Annotated in this window: 20 protein-coding genes and 2 pseudogenes; 9 read left to right on the top strand and 13 right to left on the bottom strand. The window is 68.3% G+C overall.

The window, feature by feature from the left end; all coding sequences use genetic code 11:
• Positions 1–359: 359 nt before the first annotated feature.
• Positions 360–1478, bottom strand: a complete 1119-nt coding sequence (locus ACZ7DE_RS31655; protein WP_470767200.1) for an FAD-dependent oxidoreductase — start codon at positions 1476–1478, stop codon at positions 360–362.
• 52 nt (positions 1479–1530) lie between these two features.
• On the opposite strand from ACZ7DE_RS31655, the gene ACZ7DE_RS31650 reads away from it, so the two are divergent.
• Entirely contained in the window at positions 1531–2223 is a 693-nt protein-coding gene (locus ACZ7DE_RS31650) for a TetR/AcrR family transcriptional regulator (protein WP_470767198.1), read from the top strand.
• A gap of 157 nt (positions 2224–2380) precedes the next feature.
• On the opposite strand, the gene ACZ7DE_RS31645 is transcribed toward ACZ7DE_RS31650, so the two are convergent.
• Positions 2381–2776 carry a hypothetical protein gene (locus tag ACZ7DE_RS31645; protein ID WP_470767197.1) on the bottom strand — a complete coding sequence of 132 codons (396 nt, stop codon included), beginning with the start codon at positions 2774–2776 and terminating at the stop codon, positions 2381–2383.
• Between the two features lie 114 nt (positions 2777–2890).
• Positions 2891–3985, bottom strand: coding sequence for a GlxA family transcriptional regulator (locus ACZ7DE_RS31640; protein WP_470767574.1), 1095 nt, complete (start codon positions 3983–3985; stop codon positions 2891–2893).
• Positions 3986–4137: 152 nt separating this feature from the next.
• Here ACZ7DE_RS31640 and ACZ7DE_RS31635 point away from each other — a divergent pair, with 152 nt between their 5' ends.
• Complete coding sequence (locus ACZ7DE_RS31635; protein WP_470767196.1) at positions 4138–5022, top strand: NAD(P)-dependent oxidoreductase; 885 nt, start codon at positions 4138–4140, stop codon at positions 5020–5022.
• Between the two features lie 339 nt (positions 5023–5361).
• Here ACZ7DE_RS31635 and ACZ7DE_RS31630 read toward each other — a convergent pair whose 3' ends face one another.
• A complete protein-coding gene (locus ACZ7DE_RS31630; RefSeq protein ID WP_470767572.1) occupies positions 5362–6078 on the bottom strand; it encodes a hypothetical protein in 717 nt (238 codons plus the stop codon).
• A 693-nt stretch (positions 6079–6771) separates the two neighbouring features.
• Here ACZ7DE_RS31630 and ACZ7DE_RS31625 point away from each other — a divergent pair.
• A complete protein-coding gene (locus ACZ7DE_RS31625; protein ID WP_470767193.1) occupies positions 6772–7194 on the top strand; it encodes a DUF4231 domain-containing protein in 423 nt (140 codons plus the stop codon).
• Between the two features lie 290 nt (positions 7195–7484).
• Positions 7485–7940, top strand: a complete 456-nt coding sequence (locus ACZ7DE_RS31620) for a hypothetical protein (RefSeq protein WP_470767191.1) — start codon at positions 7485–7487, stop codon at positions 7938–7940.
• A gap of 226 nt (positions 7941–8166) precedes the next feature.
• Here the strand turns inward: ACZ7DE_RS31620 and ACZ7DE_RS31615 are convergent, their stop codons facing one another.
• The gene (locus ACZ7DE_RS31615; protein ID WP_470767189.1) at positions 8167–8421 is read right to left on the bottom strand and encodes a hypothetical protein; all 255 of its coding nucleotides are present in this window, start codon (positions 8419–8421) and stop codon (positions 8167–8169) included.
• 206 nt (positions 8422–8627) lie between these two features.
• On the opposite strand from ACZ7DE_RS31615, the pseudogene ACZ7DE_RS31610 reads away from it, so the two are divergent.
• Positions 8628–9002 (top strand): annotated as a pseudogene (locus ACZ7DE_RS31610) (IS21 family transposase); the annotation flags it as partial.
• 552 nt (positions 9003–9554) lie between these two features.
• Here ACZ7DE_RS31610 and ACZ7DE_RS31605 read toward each other — a convergent pair.
• Positions 9555–9845, bottom strand: a complete 291-nt coding sequence (locus ACZ7DE_RS31605; protein ID WP_470767187.1) for a hypothetical protein — start codon at positions 9843–9845, stop codon at positions 9555–9557.
• Between the two features lie 52 nt (positions 9846–9897).
• Between ACZ7DE_RS31605 and ACZ7DE_RS31600 the strand changes: the two are divergent.
• Positions 9898–10658, top strand: a pseudogene (locus ACZ7DE_RS31600) (ATP-binding protein); the annotation flags it as partial.
• Between the two features lie 245 nt (positions 10659–10903).
• Positions 10904–11089, top strand: coding sequence for a hypothetical protein (locus ACZ7DE_RS31595; protein WP_470767185.1), 186 nt, complete (start codon positions 10904–10906; stop codon positions 11087–11089).
• Positions 11090–11349: 260 nt separating this feature from the next.
• Here the strand turns inward: ACZ7DE_RS31595 and ACZ7DE_RS31590 are convergent, their stop codons facing one another.
• The 3 genes from ACZ7DE_RS31590 to ACZ7DE_RS31580 all read right to left on the bottom strand — a co-directional run bounded on the left by ACZ7DE_RS31590 (position 11350) and on the right by ACZ7DE_RS31580 (position 16546).
• Positions 11350–12147, bottom strand: a complete 798-nt coding sequence (locus tag ACZ7DE_RS31590; protein WP_470767183.1) for a bestrophin-like domain — start codon at positions 12145–12147, stop codon at positions 11350–11352.
• A 107-nt stretch (positions 12148–12254) separates the two neighbouring features.
• The gene (locus tag ACZ7DE_RS31585) at positions 12255–12551 is read right to left on the bottom strand and encodes a GYD domain-containing protein (protein WP_470767181.1); all 297 of its coding nucleotides are present in this window, start codon (positions 12549–12551) and stop codon (positions 12255–12257) included.
• Between the two features lie 359 nt (positions 12552–12910).
• A complete protein-coding gene (locus tag ACZ7DE_RS31580) occupies positions 12911–16546 on the bottom strand; it encodes a BTAD domain-containing putative transcriptional regulator (protein ID WP_470767179.1) in 3636 nt (1211 codons plus the stop codon).
• Positions 16547–16803: 257 nt separating this feature from the next.
• Here ACZ7DE_RS31580 and ACZ7DE_RS31575 point away from each other — a divergent pair, with 257 nt between their 5' ends.
• Entirely contained in the window at positions 16804–17244 is a 441-nt protein-coding gene (locus ACZ7DE_RS31575; protein ID WP_470767177.1) for a Tat pathway signal protein, read from the top strand.
• 174 nt (positions 17245–17418) lie between these two features.
• On the opposite strand, the gene ACZ7DE_RS31570 is transcribed toward ACZ7DE_RS31575, so the two are convergent.
• From ACZ7DE_RS31570 to ACZ7DE_RS31560, 3 genes are all read right to left on the bottom strand, one after another.
• Positions 17419–18207 (bottom strand): peptidoglycan-binding protein, encoded by a 789-nt coding sequence (locus ACZ7DE_RS31570; protein ID WP_470767175.1) that lies wholly within the window; start codon positions 18205–18207, stop codon positions 17419–17421.
• On the bottom strand, positions 18204–18362 hold the full coding sequence (locus tag ACZ7DE_RS31565) for a hypothetical protein (RefSeq protein WP_470767173.1): 159 nt from the start codon (positions 18360–18362) through the stop codon (positions 18204–18206). The genes ACZ7DE_RS31570 and ACZ7DE_RS31565 overlap by 4 nt, the downstream gene beginning before the upstream one ends.
• Before the next feature lie 171 nt (positions 18363–18533).
• On the bottom strand, positions 18534–19145 hold the full coding sequence (locus ACZ7DE_RS31560) for a peptidoglycan-binding protein (protein ID WP_470767171.1): 612 nt from the start codon (positions 19143–19145) through the stop codon (positions 18534–18536).
• A gap of 722 nt (positions 19146–19867) precedes the next feature.
• On the opposite strand from ACZ7DE_RS31560, the gene ACZ7DE_RS31555 reads away from it, so the two are divergent.
• Positions 19868–21085: a serine hydrolase domain-containing protein gene (locus tag ACZ7DE_RS31555; RefSeq protein ID WP_470767168.1), complete on the top strand. Its 1218-nt coding sequence runs from the start codon at positions 19868–19870 to the stop codon at positions 21083–21085.
• Between the two features lie 222 nt (positions 21086–21307).
• Here ACZ7DE_RS31555 and ACZ7DE_RS31550 read toward each other — a convergent pair whose 3' ends face one another.
• Positions 21308–21934, bottom strand: coding sequence for a class I SAM-dependent methyltransferase (locus ACZ7DE_RS31550; RefSeq protein WP_470767166.1), 627 nt, complete (start codon positions 21932–21934; stop codon positions 21308–21310).
• Positions 21935–21944 lie beyond the last annotated feature (10 nt).

Below are 21944 nucleotides of genomic sequence, written 5' to 3'. Positions count from 1 at the left end.
GCGCTTACGGAAACGCACAGGGGACAGGGCAACCATCGCGCCTCCTCGGGAGAATGGAGGCCGGTCAAGGAGCGCGCCCGCCGGTCGGTCGCAGTCGCCTTACTTCCACCATGCGGCCGATGCGAGTCGCGCGCAAACCCGGAACCCTACCGTCCAGGATCTTCTGACGACCAGTTCATCAATTCCCCGGCGCTTCGGGAACAATGCGGCGGTAGCAGGCTGAAGGATGCGTTCGGCGCAGGCGTCCGTCCGTTCGTCCGACAGTGCTGTCGCCGGAAGGGACCGCGGGGGGGCCGTACTGACCCGCGAAGGGGTGGTGGCGAGCGAGCTGTTGGTTCTGGTCCTCTCGCGCCGGGCAGTCAGGACGGCTGGACTTGGTCGAAGAGGGCGAGGGCTTCGGCGGGGTCCGGACTCACGAGGCGTTCCAGACCGGCCGTAGTGATCTCCGCCCACCTGCCGGCCCGTGCCCACATCTGTTCCTCGAAGGCGCGGACGGCCTCATCCAGGTCTCCGGCGCCGGTGGCGATGGACTCGGCGAGTTCCGCGCCTTCCAGCATCGCGAGGTTCGCACCGACCCCCAGCGGGGGCATCAGATGGGCGGCGTCGCCCAGCAGCGTCACCCCGGGGACGTGGGCCCAGGTGTGGGACACGGGCAGGACGTACAAGGGGCGGTGGACGAAAGGTGTGCCGTGGCGGAGGAGGTCGAGGAGGGGAGCGGCCCAGCCGTCGAACAGAGCCAGCAGGCCCGATCGCACGGACTCGACGTCGTCCAGGTCCAGGTTCGTGTGCCAGTCCAGCGGCGCGCGGAATTTGGTGTACACCTTCACGTGGCCGCCGCTGTTGCGTTGGGCGACGAGGCTCCGGTTCACGCCATACACAGCCACGGAACCGTCGCCGATCAATCGGGCGAGGTCAGGGTGGCGGGTGTCCACGTCGTCCAGTGAGGTCTCGACCGAGGTGACGCCGGTGTAGTGCGGCGTCACCGGCGAGACTGCCGGGCGGATCCGGGACCAGGCGCCGTCCGCGCCGACCACGAGGTCGAACGTCTCCTGTCGCCCGTCCGCGAAACGGACCAGTGCGCCGTCCCGGGCCCCCGGCACCACCTGTGTCACGCCCCGCCCCCACTGGACGTCGAGAGGGCCGAGCAGCAGGTCACGGAGTTGCCCCCGGTCGATCTCGGGATTGGCCCGGTCGTCCGGACCGGGTCGCCAGTCGCGCAGAACGGTCCCGGCCGTGTCCAGGATGCGCATGGCCTGTCCCTCGGGACGGGACAGCCGCTGGAACTCCGCCAGCAGCCCCGCCTTGTCCAGTGCGAGCTGGCCCAGCCCTTCGTGCAGGTCCAGCGTGCCGCCCGGAGGGCGGGCGTCCGGCGCGGGATCGCGTTCGAGGACGGTGACGGGATGGTCATGGCGGTGCAGGACACGGGCGAAGGTAAGGCCGGCAGGTCCGCCCCCGACCACTGCGATGCGCTGTCTCATGCCGATACACTGTATTGCTTCTTTACGATGCATCGCAACGTACGGTGTGACCATGACTGTGTGGGACCGGCCGGAGCCGCCGACTCAACCCGTGCCGCTCGACCGGGAGCGGATCGTCGCCGCCGCCATCGCGCTGGCCGACGAGGGCGGGCTGGAGGCGGTGTCCGTGCGCAAGGTCGCCGCCCGCCTGGACGCCGGCCCGATGCGGCTGTACAGATACATCTCCACCAAGGAGGAGCTGTTCGACCTCATGGTGGACGAGGTCCAGGCCGAGATTCTCCCCGAGGAGCAGCCCGGTGACTGGCGGGAGGCGTTGCGCGTCCTAGCCCAGCGGACCAGGCAGGCCGCTCTCCGCCACGAATGGCTGGCCGACCTGCTCGGCGGTCGCCCGGCCCTGGGCCCGAACGGCCTCGCCGTGACCGAGGCCACGCTGTCCGCCCTCGACGGCCTCGCCGATGTCGACACCGTCATGCGCGCCGTGGAGACTGTCAGCTCCTACTTCATCGGCGCGATCAGGCGCGAGATCGCGAACGTGCGCGCCGAGCGCGCCACGGGCCTGTCCAAGCGCGACTGGCAGCGGGCCTCCGGCCCGCATGTGACGAGAATCTTGGCAACCGGCCGCTTCCCGGCACTGGCCAAGGCCGTGTACGACGGCACGGACGTGGACGCCGAGACATCCTTCGCGACGGGCTTGGACTGGGTCCTCGACGCCGTGGCCGCCAAACTCACCCAGCCGCCGGCGTAACGCTCAACTCCTGCCGAACGCGCGCGAGGTCGAGGTCGAGTCCCCACTGGCCGTGCGGGCTTGCGCCGCCACCACTTCATCACACTGGCGCCACTCACCGCTGTCGCCGACCTGCATACAGGCGAGCACGTCCTGGACCCCGGCTCCGGCGCCGGCGTCAGCGTCCTGCCTCCGCGCGCCACGAGCCTGCCGCGCACTCCAGAGCCTTGCCGGCGGCGAGATGGCCCGCGATTCTGAACGCCAGTTCGTGAGAGCCGAAAGCATCGGCGCGGGCACCCCGCAACACCACTCGAGTGGCGACCACAACTCCGTGCTCGGGTGCGCTCAGCCGCTCCTCGATCCCCACGGCAACAGCAGCGAAGAAGCGTGGCAGGTCCTCGGCCGGTTCATAAACCACCGTCAGCCCCTGGGCCGGCTCGAAGGCGAAGCCCTCGGCCGCGGGCTCGAAATCCACCTCTATCTCCGCGAAATGTGGCGCGCAGTTCTGCTTCTGGTGCCGCACGCGGACGCCACGGATCGGATACGGCGGAAACCGGGTCAGCGCTGACGTCATGACGGAACGCTACCCCCAGCCCGGTACCCCGGCTCCACCATCGACGTCGGTGAGCGTGCATGACCAGTGGATCGATGACCGGTCCAGCGCGTTTCAACCCGCCGCATGATCCGCTTACCGGCAACCGTCCGCGGGTGTGGGCACATCCGCGAGTGCCCGCGCTGAGCGCCGGGTGTCCGGGTGGTCCTCGCCCAACACGCTGCATCGCCGCTCCCACGGGCCACGAGAGGAGGACGACTCGGGCATCGTCCGAGGAAAAGCGCGGCGATAGGCGCCGGGCGACACCCCCACCTGTTTGAGAAAGTGGTAACGGAGGTTGTTCGCGGTGCCGAGCCCGCTCAGCTCCCCGACCTTCTCGATGGGCAGGTCTGTTGTCTCCAGCAGGCTTTGGGCACGTGCCAGGCGCTGGTTGAGGAGCCACTGAAGCGGTGTCGTGCCGGTGGCTGCCTGTAGTCGTCGGTGGAAGGTTCGCGGGCTCATCGCTGCGCGCTGTGCCAGGCCCTCGACCGTCAGGGGATGCTCCAGGTTGGCACGGGCCCAGGCCAGGACGGGTTGCAGGCTCTCGTCGTCGGTGCTGGGCACGGACAGGTCGATGAACTGCGCTTGGCCGCCGGATCGGTGAGCGGGCACCACCATCCGGCGGGCCAGCTGATTGGCGACGTGCGCGCCGAGGTCTCGGCGTACGAGGTGAAGGCAGAGATCGAGGCCGGCAGCCAGTCCGGCGCTGGTGAGCACATCTCCGTCGTCCACGTAGAGCACGGAGTCGTCGACTTGCACCTTCGGGTATCGCTCGGCCAGTTGAGCGGTGTGCATCCAGTGCGCGGTGGCGCGTCGGCCATCGAGCAACCCCGCTTCGGCGAGTGCGAAGGCCCCTGTGCACAAGGAGACCATGCGGGCGCCTCCTTCGTAGGCGTGGCGCAGCGCGGTGATCAGTGCCTGGGGCAGTGGTGCGCCCTCGTCCACACAGGGGTCGGGCACCGAGGGAACGATGACCGTGTCGGCGCCGGCAAGGTCGTCCAGGCTGTACCGAGTTGACAGTGACAGCCCGGCTCCGGCCGGAGAACCGTCCTGATGGCGCAGGCCCGTACTGCACAGCCGGAGGTCGTACCAGGAGTCGGCGAGGCCTGGCTGCGGCCCGAACACCGTGCAGGGAATGCTCAACTCGTACAGATCCCAGGAGGGGACTCCGATGTTCTCGGTCACGACCACGGCCACGGAACCAGGCTTCATGCCTCGAAGGTTATGGCAGGTATTTGGTGGTTACCGACACCGCTGTCACTGTCTCCGATCACGACCTGCTGCGATCTTGATTCCTACGTGACCGACCGCCGCCACAGGCGGACGCAACAGGGAGTTGTGGCATGCATTCTGATCGCCCGGCAGTAACCGTCCTCGGTCTGGGCTCCATGGGCTCAGCCCTGGCCACTGCACTGTTGAAACGGGGCTACAACACCACCGTGTGGAACCGCTCGGCGCACAAGGCCCAGGCGCTGGTCGACCGGGGCGCACATCTGGCCTCGTCACCCGAGGAGGCGATCACAGCGAGCCCGCTGGTCATCGCTTGCGTGCTGGACTACCAGGTGCTGCACGCCGTCCTCGACCCCGTCGCGGCCTCCCTCGAGGGCAAGGTCCTGGTCAACCTGACGTCAGGTTCCCCCGAGCAGGCCCACGGAGCCGCCGCGTGGGCCCGTTCACACTCCGCCGACTACCTCGACGGCGCGATCATGACGACCCCGCCGGGAGTCGGCAACTCAGAGATGATGTTCCTCTACAGCGGTTCCCAAGCCGCCTTCGAAGACCATGGTCCGACGTTGGCGACCCTGGGCGATCCCCTGCACCTCGGATCCGACCCGGGCCTTGCCTCCCTCTACGACGCCGCGCTGCTCGGCCTGATGTGGTCCACCATGACGGGCTGGCTGCACGGCACCGCGCTCGTCGGCGCGGAGAAGACACCGGCCGTGGCCTTCACTCCGATCGCCATCCGCTGGCTGACCGCCGTGGCAGGATTCCTCACCACTTACGCGCCCCAAGTGGACGCCGGCCGCTACCCGGGTGACGACGCCACCGTCGACGTGCAGATCGCGGCCATCGACCATCTCATCCACGCCGCAGCAGCCCGCGGCATCGACAACGCTCTGCCCGAGCTCCTGAAATCCGCCATGCAACGGACGAAGGCCGCCGGCCACGGATCAGACAGCTACGCGAGCGTGATCGAAGTTCTGCGAGGGCCGACAGACGGCAAGTGACCCTGCCGGCGACGCCGGGGGAACGACCCACCCAGTCGACGGATGCGGTGCCGGCAGGGTCACCTGCCGGCACCGCATCGGCTCGCTCCTGGTGGGCGGCCGCCTGGCTACCCCCAGACCAACACCCGCCACGACACAGAAGGCTGCACCGAGAGCCGCATCACGCGGTCGCTCTTCACTGAGGTGAATCCCGTCGTGTACGCCGCCGTGGCATTGCAGCCGGCCACCTCCAGGACGGAATCGCCGGATCCGTCGGTCACCTTCGCGTCACCCGGCCCCAGGCAGATCATCCGTACCGTGATCTGGGAACCTGCCTTCGCCAACGGCACGTCTATCGTTTCAGCCGGGTGTCTGGTGATCCGTCGCTTCTCCGCCGTTCAGTGCCTTACTGATCTCCAGAAGGCGGCCCTCGGGCAGAGCGAAGGCGTTGCCGGGATTGCGGTACGAGTGACCGCCGTCGTTGACGCAGACGCCGTCCGCCATCCTCCAGTGAGCAGGAGCCCATTGGCCCTGGTTCTCGAGGAGCATGCCTGCCACGTTGGCGGGCTCTTCGATCGAGGTGAGAGTGCTGAGCGCGGTGGCGAGGGCCAGGGTTGCGTCGTCGGGAAGTCGCGCGTCGCCGAGTGTGGGGAAGAGCAGCAGGAGACGGGCGTCGGGGTCGTCAACGCCCTTTGTCGACGGTTGTCGAGCAGCAGACAGCAACTCCGGCCAGGCCATGCCAGGGCCCATGAAGTGACCGTCATCCACAGCGAGGGTTTCCGCGGCCCGCCAAGTCGGGTGATGTATCAGGTAGTCCACCCCTCGGTCCCCGTCGAAGTTGCGGTAGACGACATAGATGGTGTGGCCGGAGCGGAGGGGCACGCTGAACATCGGCCACTCCTGCTCGGCGGAGAGCACGCTGTAGAGCTCCATGGCCGCGTCCCAGTCAGCTCCGAATGCGGCTCGTTGCGCGTCCTCGCCGCGCAAACAGGTGCCGAGGTGCACGGGCCAGAACAACGGATCGTCAAGGTAGGCACCGCCCTCGACCAGAGGGCCGCCTTCATATCCGGGGATCATGAACACACGAAGATGATGGCACGAGGGACCGACACCACAGGGGCGTGAGGGTCGTCCCGCTCCGCCTCGGTTTCCCTCTCATCTAGTGCCGTTACCGCCGTTCAGACGAGACCCAGGAGCCGCCCCGCCCCGGTGGCCGACCGCCATGAACGCAGGTGAACGCCGGGGGACGACGCCCACCACCGCACCACCACAGTTGGAACGGGTGCGTCCGCCCCCGGGAGAGGGGTGCGCGGCCGGCGCTGGCAGGTCACCTCGTGGCCATCGACGAAGCCCGGCCGTCGGTTAGGTCCCGGACGAGTCTCCGAGCCGCCCCCAGACAGGCCGGGGATGAAGCCATCCCTTCAGAGCTGGAACCCCCGGAAGCCGACCGCGCGCTTGAGACCATAGGCGCAAGCACTGACAACGCACCTGTCGGGCATCGACCGTTGAGCGAGTGTCTAATTGAGTGACAACGCAGACGTACAACGGCGGACGCCCACGCACGTCTGCCATCCTGACTCAGAAGTACAAGGTCAGAGCCACTTAGACCGCCAGATCACCTTTCGTTGCAGGAGCCTCGAGCGGCTACGCTAGGCGCGCGATTGCCAGGGCAGCGAGAGCTGCGAGGTGGCGACAGAGCTTGGGGGCGGAGTGCAGCCGGACAGTGGCCTGAACGTTGGTCTCAGCCCGAGGGAGGCAGCCGCCCTCCTGTTGGACAAGATTCGTCAGGGCAACGGCTACGCCCGCGGCAAGAAGAAGCGGTTCAGTCGAAGTGCCGCCGTCACGAAGGTGGCGACGCTTGTACTGTCCGCTGCGTCCACCGTCATCCTGGGCCTGCAGAACCTCAACGCGTGGGCTGGTCTGGCCTTGGCGTGTGTGGCGCTGGTGACGTTGCTGGGAGCCGTCGAACCGTTCTTCAACTGGCGCTCCCGGTGGGTTCTGATGGAGGAAGCGCAGTACCGGTTCCAGCGACTTGCCGATGACCTCGAATACCTCGTGGCGTCGACGGCCGCCGACGAGCTCACGTTCGATCAGCTGAACGAGATCTTTGGCCAGTATCAGGCGATCTGGGGCGACCTCAGCCGCACATGGCTGGAGCATCGTCGGGAACCCGCGCCGTCGACCAATGCCTAGAGGTGCGCGTATCCACCGGCTGCGGCGCGGTCAAACACACCTGGTGCGCGATCAAGATCACCTACTGCGGCGTGACGTCCAGAGTTCCTGACGCACCACAAGCGCACCAGATATGGCGGGGAACAGCAGGGAACTAGGGTGACAGCGACGGCGCTGACCGAGACCGCGAAGCGGCCGTTCGCCCAGCTCAGGGACCGAATCGACGATGTAACGACTCAGCTTCCCAAGTTGAGGGCGCCCTACGCTGAGATCAAGGCCAACTTGTCAGTGCAGCGTGCGAGCCTCCGGGGATGAGCTACGACCTGGCTGTGTGGGAGGGCGAACGCCCTGCGGAAGAAAAGGCGGCCACGCGAGCGTTCACGGAGCTCTATGAGCACTACGTCGACACGGATGTTGAACATCCGCCGACCGAGCGCATAGCAGCCTACGTCGCCGACCTCCTGGAGCGGTGGTGTGACCTGACCGAGGACGAGGAGGACGCCTCCCCCTGGTCGACTGGGCCGTTGATTGGAGAGGCATGCGGCCCGCTCGTCTACTTCCCGATGCGCTGGAGCATGGCTGAGGAGGCCTCCACCTACGCGGCGGCCCTTGCAGCTCGATGGGGCTGGTCTGCTTCGGCCCTCAGCAGAACCGGCTCAGGCCCTGACGCTGCGAGCGCGCGCCCGTCTCAGTTTCCGTCTCATTCAGCGCCGTTCACGGTCGTGCAGACCGGACCGAAGCCGGTAGCCACGACCGGCCGTCCATGAACGCAGGTGAACCGCCCCGGCCAACGCACCTGGGACCACCAACACAGTTGGAAAGCGTGCGTCCGCCCCCGCGAAGGGGGCAGAGCAACCCGGCTGGGCCGTGCACGGGCCGTGCATGGGCCGGCGGAGGATGCTCAACGACGACCAACGCTGACAACCAGCGGCAGCTAAGCCACAGTTCACAGCGGTGGTCGTTTTTATGGACGCAAGTCAGAGATCCGGCCCTTCACTTCTTCAGCTGCTTACCGTCTTGCCGTCCCTCGAACACAACCAAAGAGCCATCCCGCTCGAACCGCAGCACGCGGGGCCGGGGAGCTTCCTGGGCTGAGTTCGGCTCAGGATGAAGCTCTCCGTAGCGCTGATGGTAAAGATCAACCGCTTCGCGGAGCTGGCATCCTCGTGCCTCACGAATCGCCTTCACTGCGAGGATGGTGCGCCCCTCCAGAATGTCGCGATCTACGCTGTCCGGCAGTTCTGCCACACGTCCTCCCCGGTCCGGCATCGCAGTAGAGCAACTGCGGCTCCTGCGGTCAACTGAGTTGAGCAGTCGACCACGGAAGCCCTCGGCCGTGCTCTGTGCGTGCCCATATGACGGGTGCGCCGCGCGGTCTCACGGGGGAACAGCGGGCCTGAAACCCCGAACCCCTGGACGGCGCCGTACTGCCGTGACAACGCGAGCCGCAGATTGATGCCTTCCTGGAGAAGACCGAGGAGTGGGTCGAGCAGTCCAGGGCGACGATCCGCGCCGATGTTGTTCACGAGAAGCTGGTGGAGATGGGCTACCGGGGCAGCCCGCGCTCGACCCGGCGGGCGGTGAACGCGGCGAAGACCGCATGGAAGGCGGGCAAACGGCGGACCTACCGTCCGTGGATCCCTGAGCCGGGGCGGTGGCTGCAGTTCGACTGGGGCGCGGGCCCGCGCATCGGCGGGCGGCGGACGTGGTTGTTCTGCGCATGGCTGTCATGGTCCAGGTTCCGGGTGGTGATCCCGGTCTGGGACCGCACTCTGGGCACCCTGGTCGCCTGCCTGGACACCACGTTGCGCCGGATTGGCGGGGCGCCCCGCCCGGCTACACCGGCGCCCGGGTGTGGTGCCGGGTGGTCGGCGAGGAACTGTCCATCACCGCACACACCCACTCCGGTGACCTGTCGGAGATCTGGCGCCACCGGCTCTCCACCCCGGGGGGGCCGCAGATCATCGACGCGCACTATCCCGACCACCCCGACGGCCGCAGCGTCCACCAGCCCCGCCTGCAACCCCGCTCGGAAGCGGAGATCGCGTTCGTGGGCATCGGCCCGGGAGCCGGTCGCTGGCTCAAAGAGGCCGGGCCCGCCGGCGCGGTCCGCATCCGCGCCAAGGTGGCCCGCGCCGTCGAGCTCGCGACTGTCATCGGCTCCGACCAGGTCGACCAGGCCCTCGGGCTGGCGGCCACCACCGGACGCTTCGCCGACGACGACCTGCTCTCCATCCTGGAGCATCTCGCGGCCAGCAAACCGACTGCAGAGGTCGTACGCGCGAACGAAGGCCCACTCCGTTCAGAGCGGCACCATCGCCTGGCAGGCCCTGGTCCAACAATCAACGGCAACAAGGAAATTGACGGAAGACTGACCGCGGTCAGTCGCCGACGAACCACAGGTACAGGTGTGTCCCGCGCTCGACGACCTGGCACAACTCGCGGGCCTGCCCGACCCATTCGCCACCGCAGGGAGCGGGAAGCCGGTCGAGCTCGGCCAGCAGCAGCGGCATCTGCCGCTGGTTGAAGACCGCGTCCCCATATGGAGTCAGGGCCCACAGCATCGGGAACTCCGCCGCGCTCAAATCCGGGAAGCCGACGGTCCATTCCACACCGGCCTCGGCGCGGGCCACGGCCTTTCCGCTGTCTCCACGCACCACCAAATTGATCACCCGTCGAGCCTATCGGCGCCCTCCGTGACCCGCGAAGGAATTTTCGACCACGTTGCCCCAGGCTCCGGCACTGCCCGAGGAGCTCGACAGGCTGATGCGCCGCATGCGCCTGCCCTGCATGCGCAAAGCCGCACCCGACGTGCTGGCCACCGCCCGCGCGCAGCGCTGGGACCCCGCCGAGGTCTTGCGGCTTCTGATCACCGAGGAGGTCACCGGCCGGGACGCCGCCACCCGCCGACTGCGACGCACCACGGCGAACTTCCCCACCGGCAAGACCCTGGCCTCCTGGCGGGCCGAGGACTCCACCATCCCCGAACCAACCCAGAACTCCCTGGCCACCCTGGAATGGATCGGCCGCGCCGAGAACCTGGTGATCGCCGGGCCCTCGGGCACCGCCAAGAGCCACTTCACCGAGAGCTTGGCCCAGGCCGCGATCGAGAATGACCTCACGGTGGCCTGGTTCAGCCTGGAGACCCTCAGCGCCGCGATCGGCAAGTCCAAGGTCGACGGGTCCACCGCCCGCACCGTCGCCCGGATCTGCCGCGCGGACTTGATCGTCGTGGACGACATCGGCCTGCTGCCCGTCGGAGAGACGCCACCGAGGCGTTCCACCGCCTCATCGACGCTGCCTACGAACGCCACTCGATCGCGGTGACCAGCAACATTCACCCCTCAGGCTTCCACACGATCATGCCCAAGACCCTCGCCGGAGCCGGCACCGACCGACTCATGCACCACGCTCACCTCGTCACCACCACCGGAGACTCGCACCGCCTCGCCGAGGCCCTCGCCGGCAAGGGCGTGGTCCCCTTGCACTGCCCCCGCCCCAGGAACACCACTGGCCACAGGCATGGATTTCCGATGGCCACCAGCCCCGACACTCACCGACCACCCACCTGGGCATCTCAATGACCGTTGACAGCGGGTCGCCTCGGCCATTGAGGCTGCGCCATCCGAGCGGTAGTGGGCTGCCAGAACTCGGGAAGGAATCAGGCTCGAGAGTCGACGTAGTACGGTCTCCCCTCCCATGACTGACTCAATTCACTGGGGAGCTCCGCATGGCCAGCTACGAACAACACTCCCAAGCCGCAAGCGATCTATTGGCATCGATGAAGCTTGGAAAGCTGGCCTCGTATGAAGACCGTGCCCGGGCCGCACAGGTCGAAGCCCTACTGGCACTCGCCGCAGCCATCATCGGTCGTCAGACGGGATCGTCATTGCATCCGCCACAGTCCGAGCGGTAGCCGGCTTCGATGTGGATGACGCTCCCGGGCCCTTACGCCGAGGCGAGCCCCAAGTGATGGCGGCTTCCCAAGCTGAGGGCTCACCGCCGTCGTGGCCCCGTCAGTCCAGCCAGACAGCAGAATCCACGCCACTGACGACGGCGATGGCCGCCCGACCAGCCCACCAGACCCGGATATCCGCCCAGTCGAGAGTTCGGGACGAAGAGGTCGCTGCAGAACTGTTCCGCGCGGGGTAGCCGCCCTTTCCTCACGCCTCCCGCCTACGGTCCGCCGTCGAAGAAGCCGGACTTCAGGTTCCCGACGATGGCGTCGAGTGGATGCCCACTGACGATGAAGGCGCCGCTCCAGGGCGCGCTGAGTGCGAAGAGCAATGCCAGGCTCAGACCCACCACACTCGCGACACCTACGATCAGCAGCGACGTTCGCAGGCTGCTGCGGAAGACCAGTGCGCCGGAGTTCACGATCAAGGCCAGTCCGCTGACTACAAGCGTGACGAAGTAGAGCGCGGGAACGTCACGCGAGGCGGCCGCGATCCGGGCGCGACGGCTACTGGTGACACTGTCCATGGAAACCACCAACTCCGTGCCTGTCGGGGTTCCCACCTCGGGCCGGGCCGCCTCGGCGCGCACGCTCCGCTCCAGCTGCGCGATCGCGCGAGCGGTGGCGGGGTCGTCACCGGACGCTGCTGCTGTGGCCTCCCACTCCCGGGTACGCGTGTTCTGCAAGTAGTTCAGCAAGGCTGCATGGATCGGCTCCGACTGGACTCGAGGACTTGTCGCCGCCCATGCCAGACGGGAGGCCGCGGCCGCCTCGTCGCTCACCAACCCCTCGGCCGCGCGCAGGTAGCCGGCCTCGCTGGCCAGTGTCAGTGCCGCAAAGATCGCGAAGGCGGCGCCGAGTGTCGGCATAAGGGGCGTGGCGATCTGCGGCACCCGATCACGTTCCTCGACCGGTACGAGCGCCCGGACGGCGACCCGCGCCACTGCCGCGACCATTAGGGCAAGGAAGAGCCAGCCCACAACCAGCACCGCCGCCGGCAGCGAGGTCAACCAGTTCACCGCGTCACCTGCGGCGTGCCGTCGAGAGTGCCACACCGCGGCGGCACATCGACCCCGCGACCTGGAGCACCTCGTCGATCGCTCTTGGACTCAGCGCTCGCACGCCCTCAGCCGGCGGCCTTGGCGATGATGCGACCCATCTCCTCCGTGCCAAAGGCCCGCAGGGTCGTCGTACGGACGTTGCCCACCCCGCCGAGCTGCAGGAGCACCGCGGTGGCGGTTTCGTCGTCGGGGGCCTCCACAACGGCCACGAGGTCGTACGAACCGACGGTCCAGTAGATGTTGAGGAGCTTCGCCCCGAGCTTCTGTGCCGCCGCGGCGAAGGCCTCGGCACGCTTCGCGGTGTCCTTGTAGTTCCGGATCCCCTGATCGGTCCAGTTCAGCAACGTCACGTACGTCGGCATGGTCTTGCACCCTCCTGTGGGAACATATGACAAGGTCAATCTTGGGCATCACTGCCAAAAGGCGCGCACGGTGTACCCCCGAATGAGCAACAGGGGCGATCACAGGTGATGGTCACGGTGGCTGGAGCCAGCGAAGTACGCGGACGAGGTCCGTCTGTTCGGCCCGCCAGCGCCGCGCCGGAACGGTTTATGGGTCGGGCCTGGCGCTGGGGCGCGTGACGAGTTGTTGCCCTTCGTTTCATGGGCGCCGCCGGCAGGTGCTCGGGCCTCACGGCCGGCTTCTCAGACGTCGAGGCGGACGAAGCCCGGGAGGGTCTCTCGAAGGACTCGGTTCACTGAGCTTGTGCTGTTCGGGAGATTCAGGTCGCGGGTGTCGTACCAGTTGTCGGAGGCGAGGCTTGGGCGGCGATCCTGTAGTGCTCGTGCTGAGCCAACTCGGACAGGGCGAGGGCCCCGCAGTCATCCGCCAGGGCTTTCGCCTGTTCCAACTCGGCGAACGCTTCCGACTGGCGGCCGGAGGCGGACAGTGCGGCGCCTGCGGTCAGTCGGGCCATGGCCTCGTTGAGAGGCATCCGGGCCACGCGAAACTCGGCAGCGGCCCGGCACGCGGTGGGACCCGCTGCGGGGTTTTGCTGGGCGAGTTGTACCTCGGCGCGCGCCTGCAACGCGAAACCGCTCCGTCCGGTCGGCAGGTAGAGGTCCGCGGCAGCGGCCGCGCGGTCCGCCCACATCTCGGCAGCCTTCATGTCTCCCAGGGCCAGTTCCGCGACAGCCAGCAGGCGGAACCACATCGGGCGGACCGGGGCTTCGAACCCGAGCAGGTGCGGGCCGCCGGCTTCGAGCACCTTGCTGACGCAGCCCTCCGGATCGCCGTTGAGCAGCAGCGTCTGGCCGAGCATCCCCACCATCGCCGATCGGCGCGCACCCAGCACGGGACCGGCCTGGGAAAGGGACTCCTCACAGATCTTCAGTGCCCCGGCGAAGTCTCCCCGCCACATCAGGACTGCCGCGCTCACCACCTCGGCCAACGAGCGCGGCTCGCTGCTGCCGACGAGGGACGCCGCCTCCAAGGCGTCCTCGGCGTAGGTCGCCGCCTCGTCCAGGCGTCCGAGCCACAGGTAGGCGTAGGCGGAAGCGGCGAAGAGGTCGGCGAGCACGAGGCTCTGGCCGGTGCGGCTGGACACTTCCAGGCCCCGGCGGAGGTGGCGCAGTGCGGCGTCGTAGCGTCCGTGGAGCATCTCCGTCCAGCCCGTCATGACCAGCGCGTCCATCTGCCCGGCCAGTTCCTGGTCGCCGGTGTCGTCGAGCGCTTCCACCACGGGGTCGAGGTAGTCGGCCGCCCGTGTGTCGCCCGCGAAGGTGTGCGCCAGTGCCAGCAGAGCGCGGACCGCGGTGGTCTGCAGCGGGTCGCCGATACCTACCGCCGAACCCAATGCGCGTTCGCCCCAATGGATCGCCGTGGAGAAGTCGTTCTTGCGAAGCGCCACCACCGCGACGCCCAGCTCCAAAGCCGCGGTCTCCGGCAGCAGTTGGCCTTCGTGTTCCGCCAACTCCCGCAGCAGCAGGGCCGTGGCCTGTTCGTACCGGCCGAGCGCCCACTCCATGGTGGCTCGCAGGGCGGTCACCCGGGCCCGTCGGTCCCGGGCCCGCGCGGGCAGAAGGGCTGCGGCCGTGCGCAGGATGTCGCGGCTTTCCAGCAGTCGTCCGGCCATGCCCAGCGCCTCGGCCTGCTGGAGCCACAGCTCGGGCCGCAGTCGGTTCTGCTCACCGAGCAACCGCAGGGCCTCCTGCGTCCAGTGCGCGGCGGTTGCCGGTGCGACCGTCATCACCTGACGGGCGGCCCGAGCCAGTACGTCAACGGCGTGTTCGTCTCCTACGCGGGCCGAGCGCTGAATGTGCGACGCCTGGGCGGTCAGTGGTGCGCCGCGCAGCGCCAGGCCGTCCGCGGCCCTGGTATGCGCCTCAACCCGCCAACCGGCGCCCGCCCCCTGGTACACCGCCGCTCGCACCAGCGGATGGCGGAACCGGAACTGGCGCGTGGAGCCGATCTGGCGTACCAGGTCCCGCTCCGCGGCCTCGTCCAGGGCGGCCAGGGCCTGTGCCTCACCCGTTCGGGCCACGACTGCCACCATGTCGGCTTCGAAAGAGTCGCCGAGCACGGCGGCCGCCTGTGTACAGATCCTCGCGGTGGTCGACAGACCTCCCAGCTCCTCCAGCAGTGCGGCACGCACCGATCTCGGCAGATCGTCGGCGACAGGCGCCGAGCCCTCCGGGACCGCCTGGGCCACCGGGACCGCTGGCAGGCTGTCGTCCCCGGTGCTCCGGGTCAGGGCCTCCAGGTAGAACGGGTTGCCGCCGCTGGCCTCGTACAACCGTCGGAAGCGCCAGTGATCCGGCCTGGCCCCACACAGTTCCGCTCCCTCGGCCGGGGACAGCGGCCCCAGCTCGACCCTGGCCAGCCTTCCCTCCGTTCCGGCCCTGGCCAGTGCCGCGGCCAGTCGCTGTGGGGCCTGCCGGGGGCGGTGGGCGAGGGCGAGGAGCAGCGGGGTTCGCGGCGGATGCCGTATCAGATGGTCGATCAGCTCGGCTGTTCCGTCATCCGTCCACTGCAGGTCGTCCAGGCTGAGCAGGAGCCCGCCGTCCGTACTCAGCGTCTCCAGCAGCGTCCGCACCGCCCGGTGGAACCAGTACCGTTCCACCGTCACCGGCTCCGGCCCGGTCGGGAAGCGGTCACCGAGCGCGGGGAAGACCGTGCTCAGCAGGGCGAACACGCCAGGCGATGAGCCGTCGTGCCGAAGCCGGCGGAAATCCACCGTGCCGAGGTGGTCGTCCAGGGCGTCCACGAACGCACCGTAGGGAACCTGGTCGAACTCCCCGCTGCGGCCGGCCAAGGAGAGGAAGCCGCGCTGTCGCGCGCGCTCGCCCAGTTCGCCGAGCAGCCGTGTCTTTCCGATGCCCGGTTCCCCGACCACCTCGACCACCCCTGGCGCGCCTGCCAGGGCATCGTCGATCGCACCGTCGAGAACCGCCAACTCGGCTGCCCGCCCTACCAGGTGGCCCCTCGTCCAGGTGCGCTGCGGCTTCGGCCGACCGGGCACGGCACCGCCGTCCCTTGCGGTGGGCACCGGCGGGAGCGTGGGTAACGGACGTGGCCCGAGGACGGGTGCGGATCCCGGGGCGCGCCCGCCACCGGGACTGGGTGCCGGGACGGTGGCTTGGCTGACTGTCCGGGCCGCGGCTGACACGTCCAGCGCCGGATCGCTGGTGAGGATCTGCTGGTGCAACTGCCGCAGCGGGATGCTGGGGTCACAGCCGAGTTCTTCGGCCAGCAGCAGCCGGGTGCGCCGGTAGTGGTTGAGGGCGTCCGCCGGACGACCACAGCGGTACAGCGCGAGGATGAACTGGCCGGCCAGTCGCTCGTCCAGCGGGTGCACCTCGACCTGGGCGGACAGTTTGGCCAAGAGTGCGGTGTGGTGACCGCAGCGGAGCTGAACGTCGGTGTGGTCCAGTTCGACTGCGACCCGTTCCTGGTCCACGGCGTCACGGAGGGCGTTGATCCAAGGGGTGTCCAGACCGGCGAAGGCCTCTCCCCGCCAGAGGCCGAGTGCCTGCCCGAACAGCGTTGAGGCCTGCTCGTCCTGGTCGTTCTGCGCGGCCGCGCGAGCCTGGGCGGCGACCTCGTGGAATCGGTGCAGATCCACTGCGGTCGCCTCGACGTCGAGGACATAGCCACCGGACCGCCGGACGATATGCGCCCCCTCGGCGATGGCCAGCGCTTGCCGCAGACGGGAGAGGTAGCCGTAGAGCGTGTTCCGGACCCGCTGCGGAAGACGGTCCGCCCAGACGCGCTCGACAAGTTGGTCGACCGAGACCACACGGTTGGCGTCCACCAGCAGCACCGCGAGCACACACCGCTGCCGAGCGTGCCCCAACTCGACGATCCGGCCGTCCACGTGCGCCTCGACGCTGCCGAGCACAGCGAAGTCAACCGTCACAGCACGCCCCCGAGTCTCAAGTCCCACCCTGGCATAGCACCTTCGACCAGCCCGTTCAACGTTTGTCCAAGGTTTGCCGAGGGTCGACCGCGCACCTTGGTCCAGGACAGGAACCGCGGCAGAACACCGGCTGTCGCGCCGATCGCACGGCAGCCCACCCCGCCGAGGGGCGCGGAAAGGCCCTCGGGCTCTGCCGTGCCGTCCCCCAGCCGGGCAAAGTCCCGGTCACCCCGCCACCACCACGCAGGAGGACTCTCATGGTCAACGGCAGCACGCTCAAGGGCATCGGGAAGAAGCTCGCGGTCGCGACCGCGGCCGCCGGCCTGGTCATGGCCGTCTCCGGCCAGGCCCAGGCCGCGAACTACTACCAGAGCACCTACGACGGCTGCGCCTCCGTCAACGGCTCCTACAACTACTGGCAGGTCGGAACGGCCGGCGGCTACGCGCTCTACGACACGAACTGGGACTTCACGATCTACGACAACTGCGCCGACGGCAAGGGCGCGGGGCTCTACACCACGTACCAGAAGTGGGAGAACGGTTCCTGGCATTACCACGGCTACACGAAGCTCGGCGCCGACAGCAACGGCGCCAACAGCACCCCCGGCTACGCCAAGAGCAACGGATACAGCGTCCGTGACGTGAAGCTGTACGTCTGCTTCGTCGGTGACGGGAACTCCTGCGTGGCGCTGTTCTAGCGTGTCAGGGCGTCGGCTCCGGGCAATCCTCGGAGCCGACGCAGGTCAGCCGGGCCTCGACACCTCGTAGGGCGATCCCGCAGAACGGCCCGGTTCGGCCGCGTCCGGTGTACGGCCTGAGGCCAGGCCCCGGCCTCCCGGCCGCAGGAAGCGAAGCCATGGGCACCGGCGCGGTCAGACGTTGGGGACCTTCAACTTGTCCCAACTGACCTGACCGGGAATGCCGTTGGCGTCGTCACCTTCGAAGCCGAGCTTCCGCTGCCAGGCGGCGAAGGACTTCACGTCGCCCGGGCCCCATACGTCGGCGCCGGCGCTCGACTGGTACCGGTCGCAGCCTTCGGCGACGAGCCGATGGTGCATCGCGGCGACGACCGGCGATTTCCGTCCGGTGTGGAAGAACGACGCACCGGGGAAGGGCTCCGTATCCGGCCCGGGGACGGGGTGTGAATCCTTGAAGTGGTCGTACGCCTCCTGAGCCGCCGCGAGGACCTTGTCGTAGAGCTTGTCCATGTGCGGGCCGGCGCAGGCGGTCGAGGACCAGTGGTGGTGGTAGAAGAGGTTGCTCTTGCTGGGGCGTTCGCCGATCACCTTGGCGAAGTGCCAGCCGGCGAGACGTGCCGCGTTCTTCCAGGTGGCCTCGGCGATCGTCCAGCCGGGTGCGAGCGTCGCGTTCGCCATTTCGATGCTGATCGTGCTCTGGTTGCCTGCCATGTTGCCGACGGCCCAGGCGTACTCGTTCACCTTGACGTACTGGGCGACGGCACCGGCGGCGTCCACGTCGAAGTGGGCCGAAGCCGGACGCGTCTTCCAGACGTTGAGCACACCTTGGTGCGACAGCCGGGCGCCGTTGTGGTGCAGCGTGACCGACGTCTTCCTGTAGGACTTGTGGGTGACGTGGCCCGTCGCGCTCAGCTCGTCGATGAGGTTCGAGACGGGACGGTCGTAGGCGATGGTGGCGGTCACTGGAGGTCCTCCGTGTCGTTCTCGACGCCGTCCTCGGCGAAGGCGACGAAGTCGCTCTCCGGAAGGTCATCGAGGTTGTCGGTGCCGGGGCCATCGCCGGTGTCCGTCTTCTCGAGAGCCGCCTTCACGTCCTCGTCGTCGAAGTTCTCGGGCATGACGCCGTCCTTTCAGTTCCACGATTTCGTGTCGCCAGTGGCACTCAGGATCATGAATTCTCGCGTCGCGTCGCCGGTCGAGATGCCGTCAAGCCCGAAGCGTCCGCACGGCGCTGAGCGCGGTGGTGTACTGCTCCTCCGCTCGCTTCCGCGACGCCATGGCCTCGGCCATTAGACGTTGGGGACCCTCAGCTTGTCCCAACTGACCTTTCCGGGAATGCCGTTGGCGTCGTCGCCTTCGAAGCCGAGCTTCCGCTGCCAGGCGGCGAAGGACTTCACATCGCCCGGGCCCCATACGTCGGCGCCGGCGCTCGACTGGTACCGGTCGCAGCCTTCGGCGACGAGCCGATGGTGCATCGCGGCGACGACCGACGATTTCCGTCCGGTGTGGAAGAACGACGCACCAGGGAACGGCTCGAAACTGGTGGGGCCGACGTGCCCGCCGCCCATGTACTGCTTGTAGGCCCCGCTCACGAACGTGGACCATTGGTTCCAGTTGTGTGCGTCCTTGATGGCCTTTGCCGTCTTGGCGTTGTAGAGCGGGTCCTTGAGCTTCGCCTCAATCCTGAGCGTGTCCGGTGGGGAGAACTGCCCTGGGTGCTTGAGGGAGCGGATTTGGAAGAGACCAATGGACGGCCCCCACTTGTGGTCGACCAGTTTCTGGTCTCCGATGACACCTGGGTCGCCTTTGGATTCCGCCATGGCGACGGCCGCCGAGATTTTGATGTCATTTCCGGTGAACCCTGCCTGCGCGGCGAGGGCGCGCAGCTCGGTCAGGCTCATTCTCATATTCCGACGCCCCTCTGACTTGTTGATCAGAAGTCAAGCCCACATGGCGCATCACGATGTCGGATCGAGGTCCGGGAATTGGCCGGAATTCTCGACCCGGAGGACATGTATCGAAATGCGATAGCCGCGCCTGCAAGTAAGGGACGAATTCCCGCTTGAGCTTCCCCTGGTGGGCACGTATACACATGGAAGACCACGGATCCTCTGAGCCGCACCTCCGTGGCACGAGGCGGCTTCACGAGGCGTGAAAAACACTTATGTCCATAATATGGCAATGCCAGGGACCGGGCAAACAGAGTGCCGGTGAGTTCGTGCGCGGTAGGCGGTGAGACGTCGGGGACTTCGGTGGCGCTCGGTGTTCACATGTGCCGCGCCGATGCCAGGTCGGTGATCTGCTGATCGTCGACGACCTCGGCCACGGTTCGCAGCCCCACACCCGGGCTGACGGTGCAGCCTCGGCTCGGCGATCAACGGCCGCACCTCGCCGATGGCCCCTGTGATGGTGGAGTGGTCCGCGCCCACAGCCTGCTCGCCAGGCCCGCTGTCCACCGGACCCGGAGCTACACACACCGCTCGACCGGCGTCCGAAACGGCACGAAGGCGGCAACCCGGCCACCCACGGCCGCTGAGCTGTTTGCAGCAACAGAACGCGGCGTCGACTTCCGCGGCCGGGGAGGCTTGACCTGCACCGCCGTCGCCCACCTTCAGGAGCCTCGATGCCTCTGTGCCCCCTGCGATCTCTCCGCGCCGTTCTGCGACCACGTGCCGGGTCCGTGTTCGCCATAGTGGCCGCCTCTTTGGCGGTACTGGTACCGGCCACTGCGGGAGCCGCCGCGGGCACTTCAGCCGGGCCGGTGGACGACCGCACGTTGCAGCGTCAGATCGACCGGCTCGTCAGCGAACCGGGCGGGCCTCCCGGAATCATCGCCCTGCTGCGCGACGGCCGCCAGACCCGCGTCCTGCGCGCCGGCGTCGCCAACCTGGCAACGGGCCGCCGGCCGCATGCGACGGACCACATGCGGATCGCGAGCACGGCCAAGGCTTTCAGCGGAGCAGTAGCGCTGTCCCTCGTCGACCGCGGCACACTGCGCCTGGACGACACCTTGCGCAGGCGCCTCCCACAGCTCCCGCGTGCCTGGGGCGAGGTGACTCTGCGGCAACTGCTGAACCACACCAGCGGCCTGCCCGACTACTCGCAGTCCCGCCAGTTCATCGCAGTGGTCGCGGCCGACCCACACCACCACTTCAACTCCCGCCACCTGCTCGACTACGTGGCCGACAAGCCCTTGCGGTTCAGACCCGGCAGCCGGTACGAGTACTCCAACTCCGACAACATCGCCGTCGCCCTCATGGCGGAAGCGGTGACCGGTACCCCGTACGAACAACTCCTGCGGCAACTGGTCTACAGGCCGCTCGAGCTGCGCGACACCAGCCTCCCGCAGGGCTACCGCATGCCCAAGCCCTACCTGCATGGGTACGACGTGAGCGACCCCGCGTCTCCCCAGGACGTCAGCGAGCTCCTGAGCGCCTCAGGCGCCTGGGCGTCGGGGGGCATCATCTCCACGCCGGTCGACATGACCCGTTTCATCCGCGGCTACGCCTCGGGCGCGCTCTACGGCTACGGCAAGGACGTCCTGCGGGAGCAGCGCCGGTGGATCGCGGGTGCATCCCAACCCGCCGGCCCGGGACGCAACTCCGCGGGACTGGCCATCTTCCGCTACACGACACGGTGCGGCGTCGTGCTGGGCCACACCGGCAACTTCCCGGGCTACACGCAACTGATCGCCGCCACTCCCGACGGCCGACGCTCACTGACGTTCTCCATCACGAGCCAGATCAACGGGGCCGACGATCCCGCGCGGCTCACGCGGCTCACGCGGCTGCGCACCATCCAGGAGAACTTCGTCTGCGCGCTGCTGCGCGACGGGCGGTGAGTGCACCACGCGGAGAACGACCCCGGCGTGCCCCACATGGGACCCGCACGCCGGGGTCGATCGATTGGCTTTGATCGAGGCGGGCGGCGGGCGCGGTTCCCTTCTGCCGCCCGGGCTCGCCGACGGTGGGGCCGCGCGGCTTCCCGGCCGCGGCCGGACGGTCATGTGCGGCCTCCCCCGGGTCGGGGTCGGCGGAGGACGGGACGCTCCCCCGTTCCCGGGTCAGGCGGCGGGACGGGAATGCACGCTGACGGCGTAGCCGCCGCCCGGACGGTAGGGGTCGCCCGCCCAGGTGGCGAAGCGCTGCCGCAGCGTCAGCCCGGCATCCGCGCACCACTGGTCGAACTCCGTCAGCGTCACTGTCGGTTCGGGCAGGGGCAGGTGTTCCGCGTCCAGCCCCATGCCGGTGATCAGCAGCCCGCCGGGGCGCAGCACGGCGGCAAGTTGCCGCACGACGGCGGGCTCCGTACCGGGGGCCAGCAGGGGGATGACGTTCCCGGCGGCGAGCGCCAGGTCGAAGCCGGGTTCCAGACCGAGGCTGTCCAGTTGCGCCAGGTCACCGTGGAGCCATTCCTGCGTGGGGGCGTCGCGGCGGGCGACGGCGAGCATGGAATGGTCGACGTCCACACCCGTGCAGTGGTGACCCAGCTCGGCGAGTCGGATCGCGATCCGGCCTGTGCCGCAGCCGGCGTCGAGTACACGGGCGGCCGGCGTCAGGAGCGCGTCGCAGAAGGCGGCCTCGCCGTGGATGTCGTGGCCTGAGTCGGCGAGCCGTGCAAACCGCCGGGCGTACTCCTCTCCGGCTTGTCCGCCTGTCAGTTTCGCCCAGCGGTCGCTCTGGCTGCTCATGGTCTGCGGG

Source organism: Streptomyces sp. NPDC037083, assembly GCF_055606485.1.
This window is presented reverse-complemented; position numbering and strand designations above follow the sequence as displayed.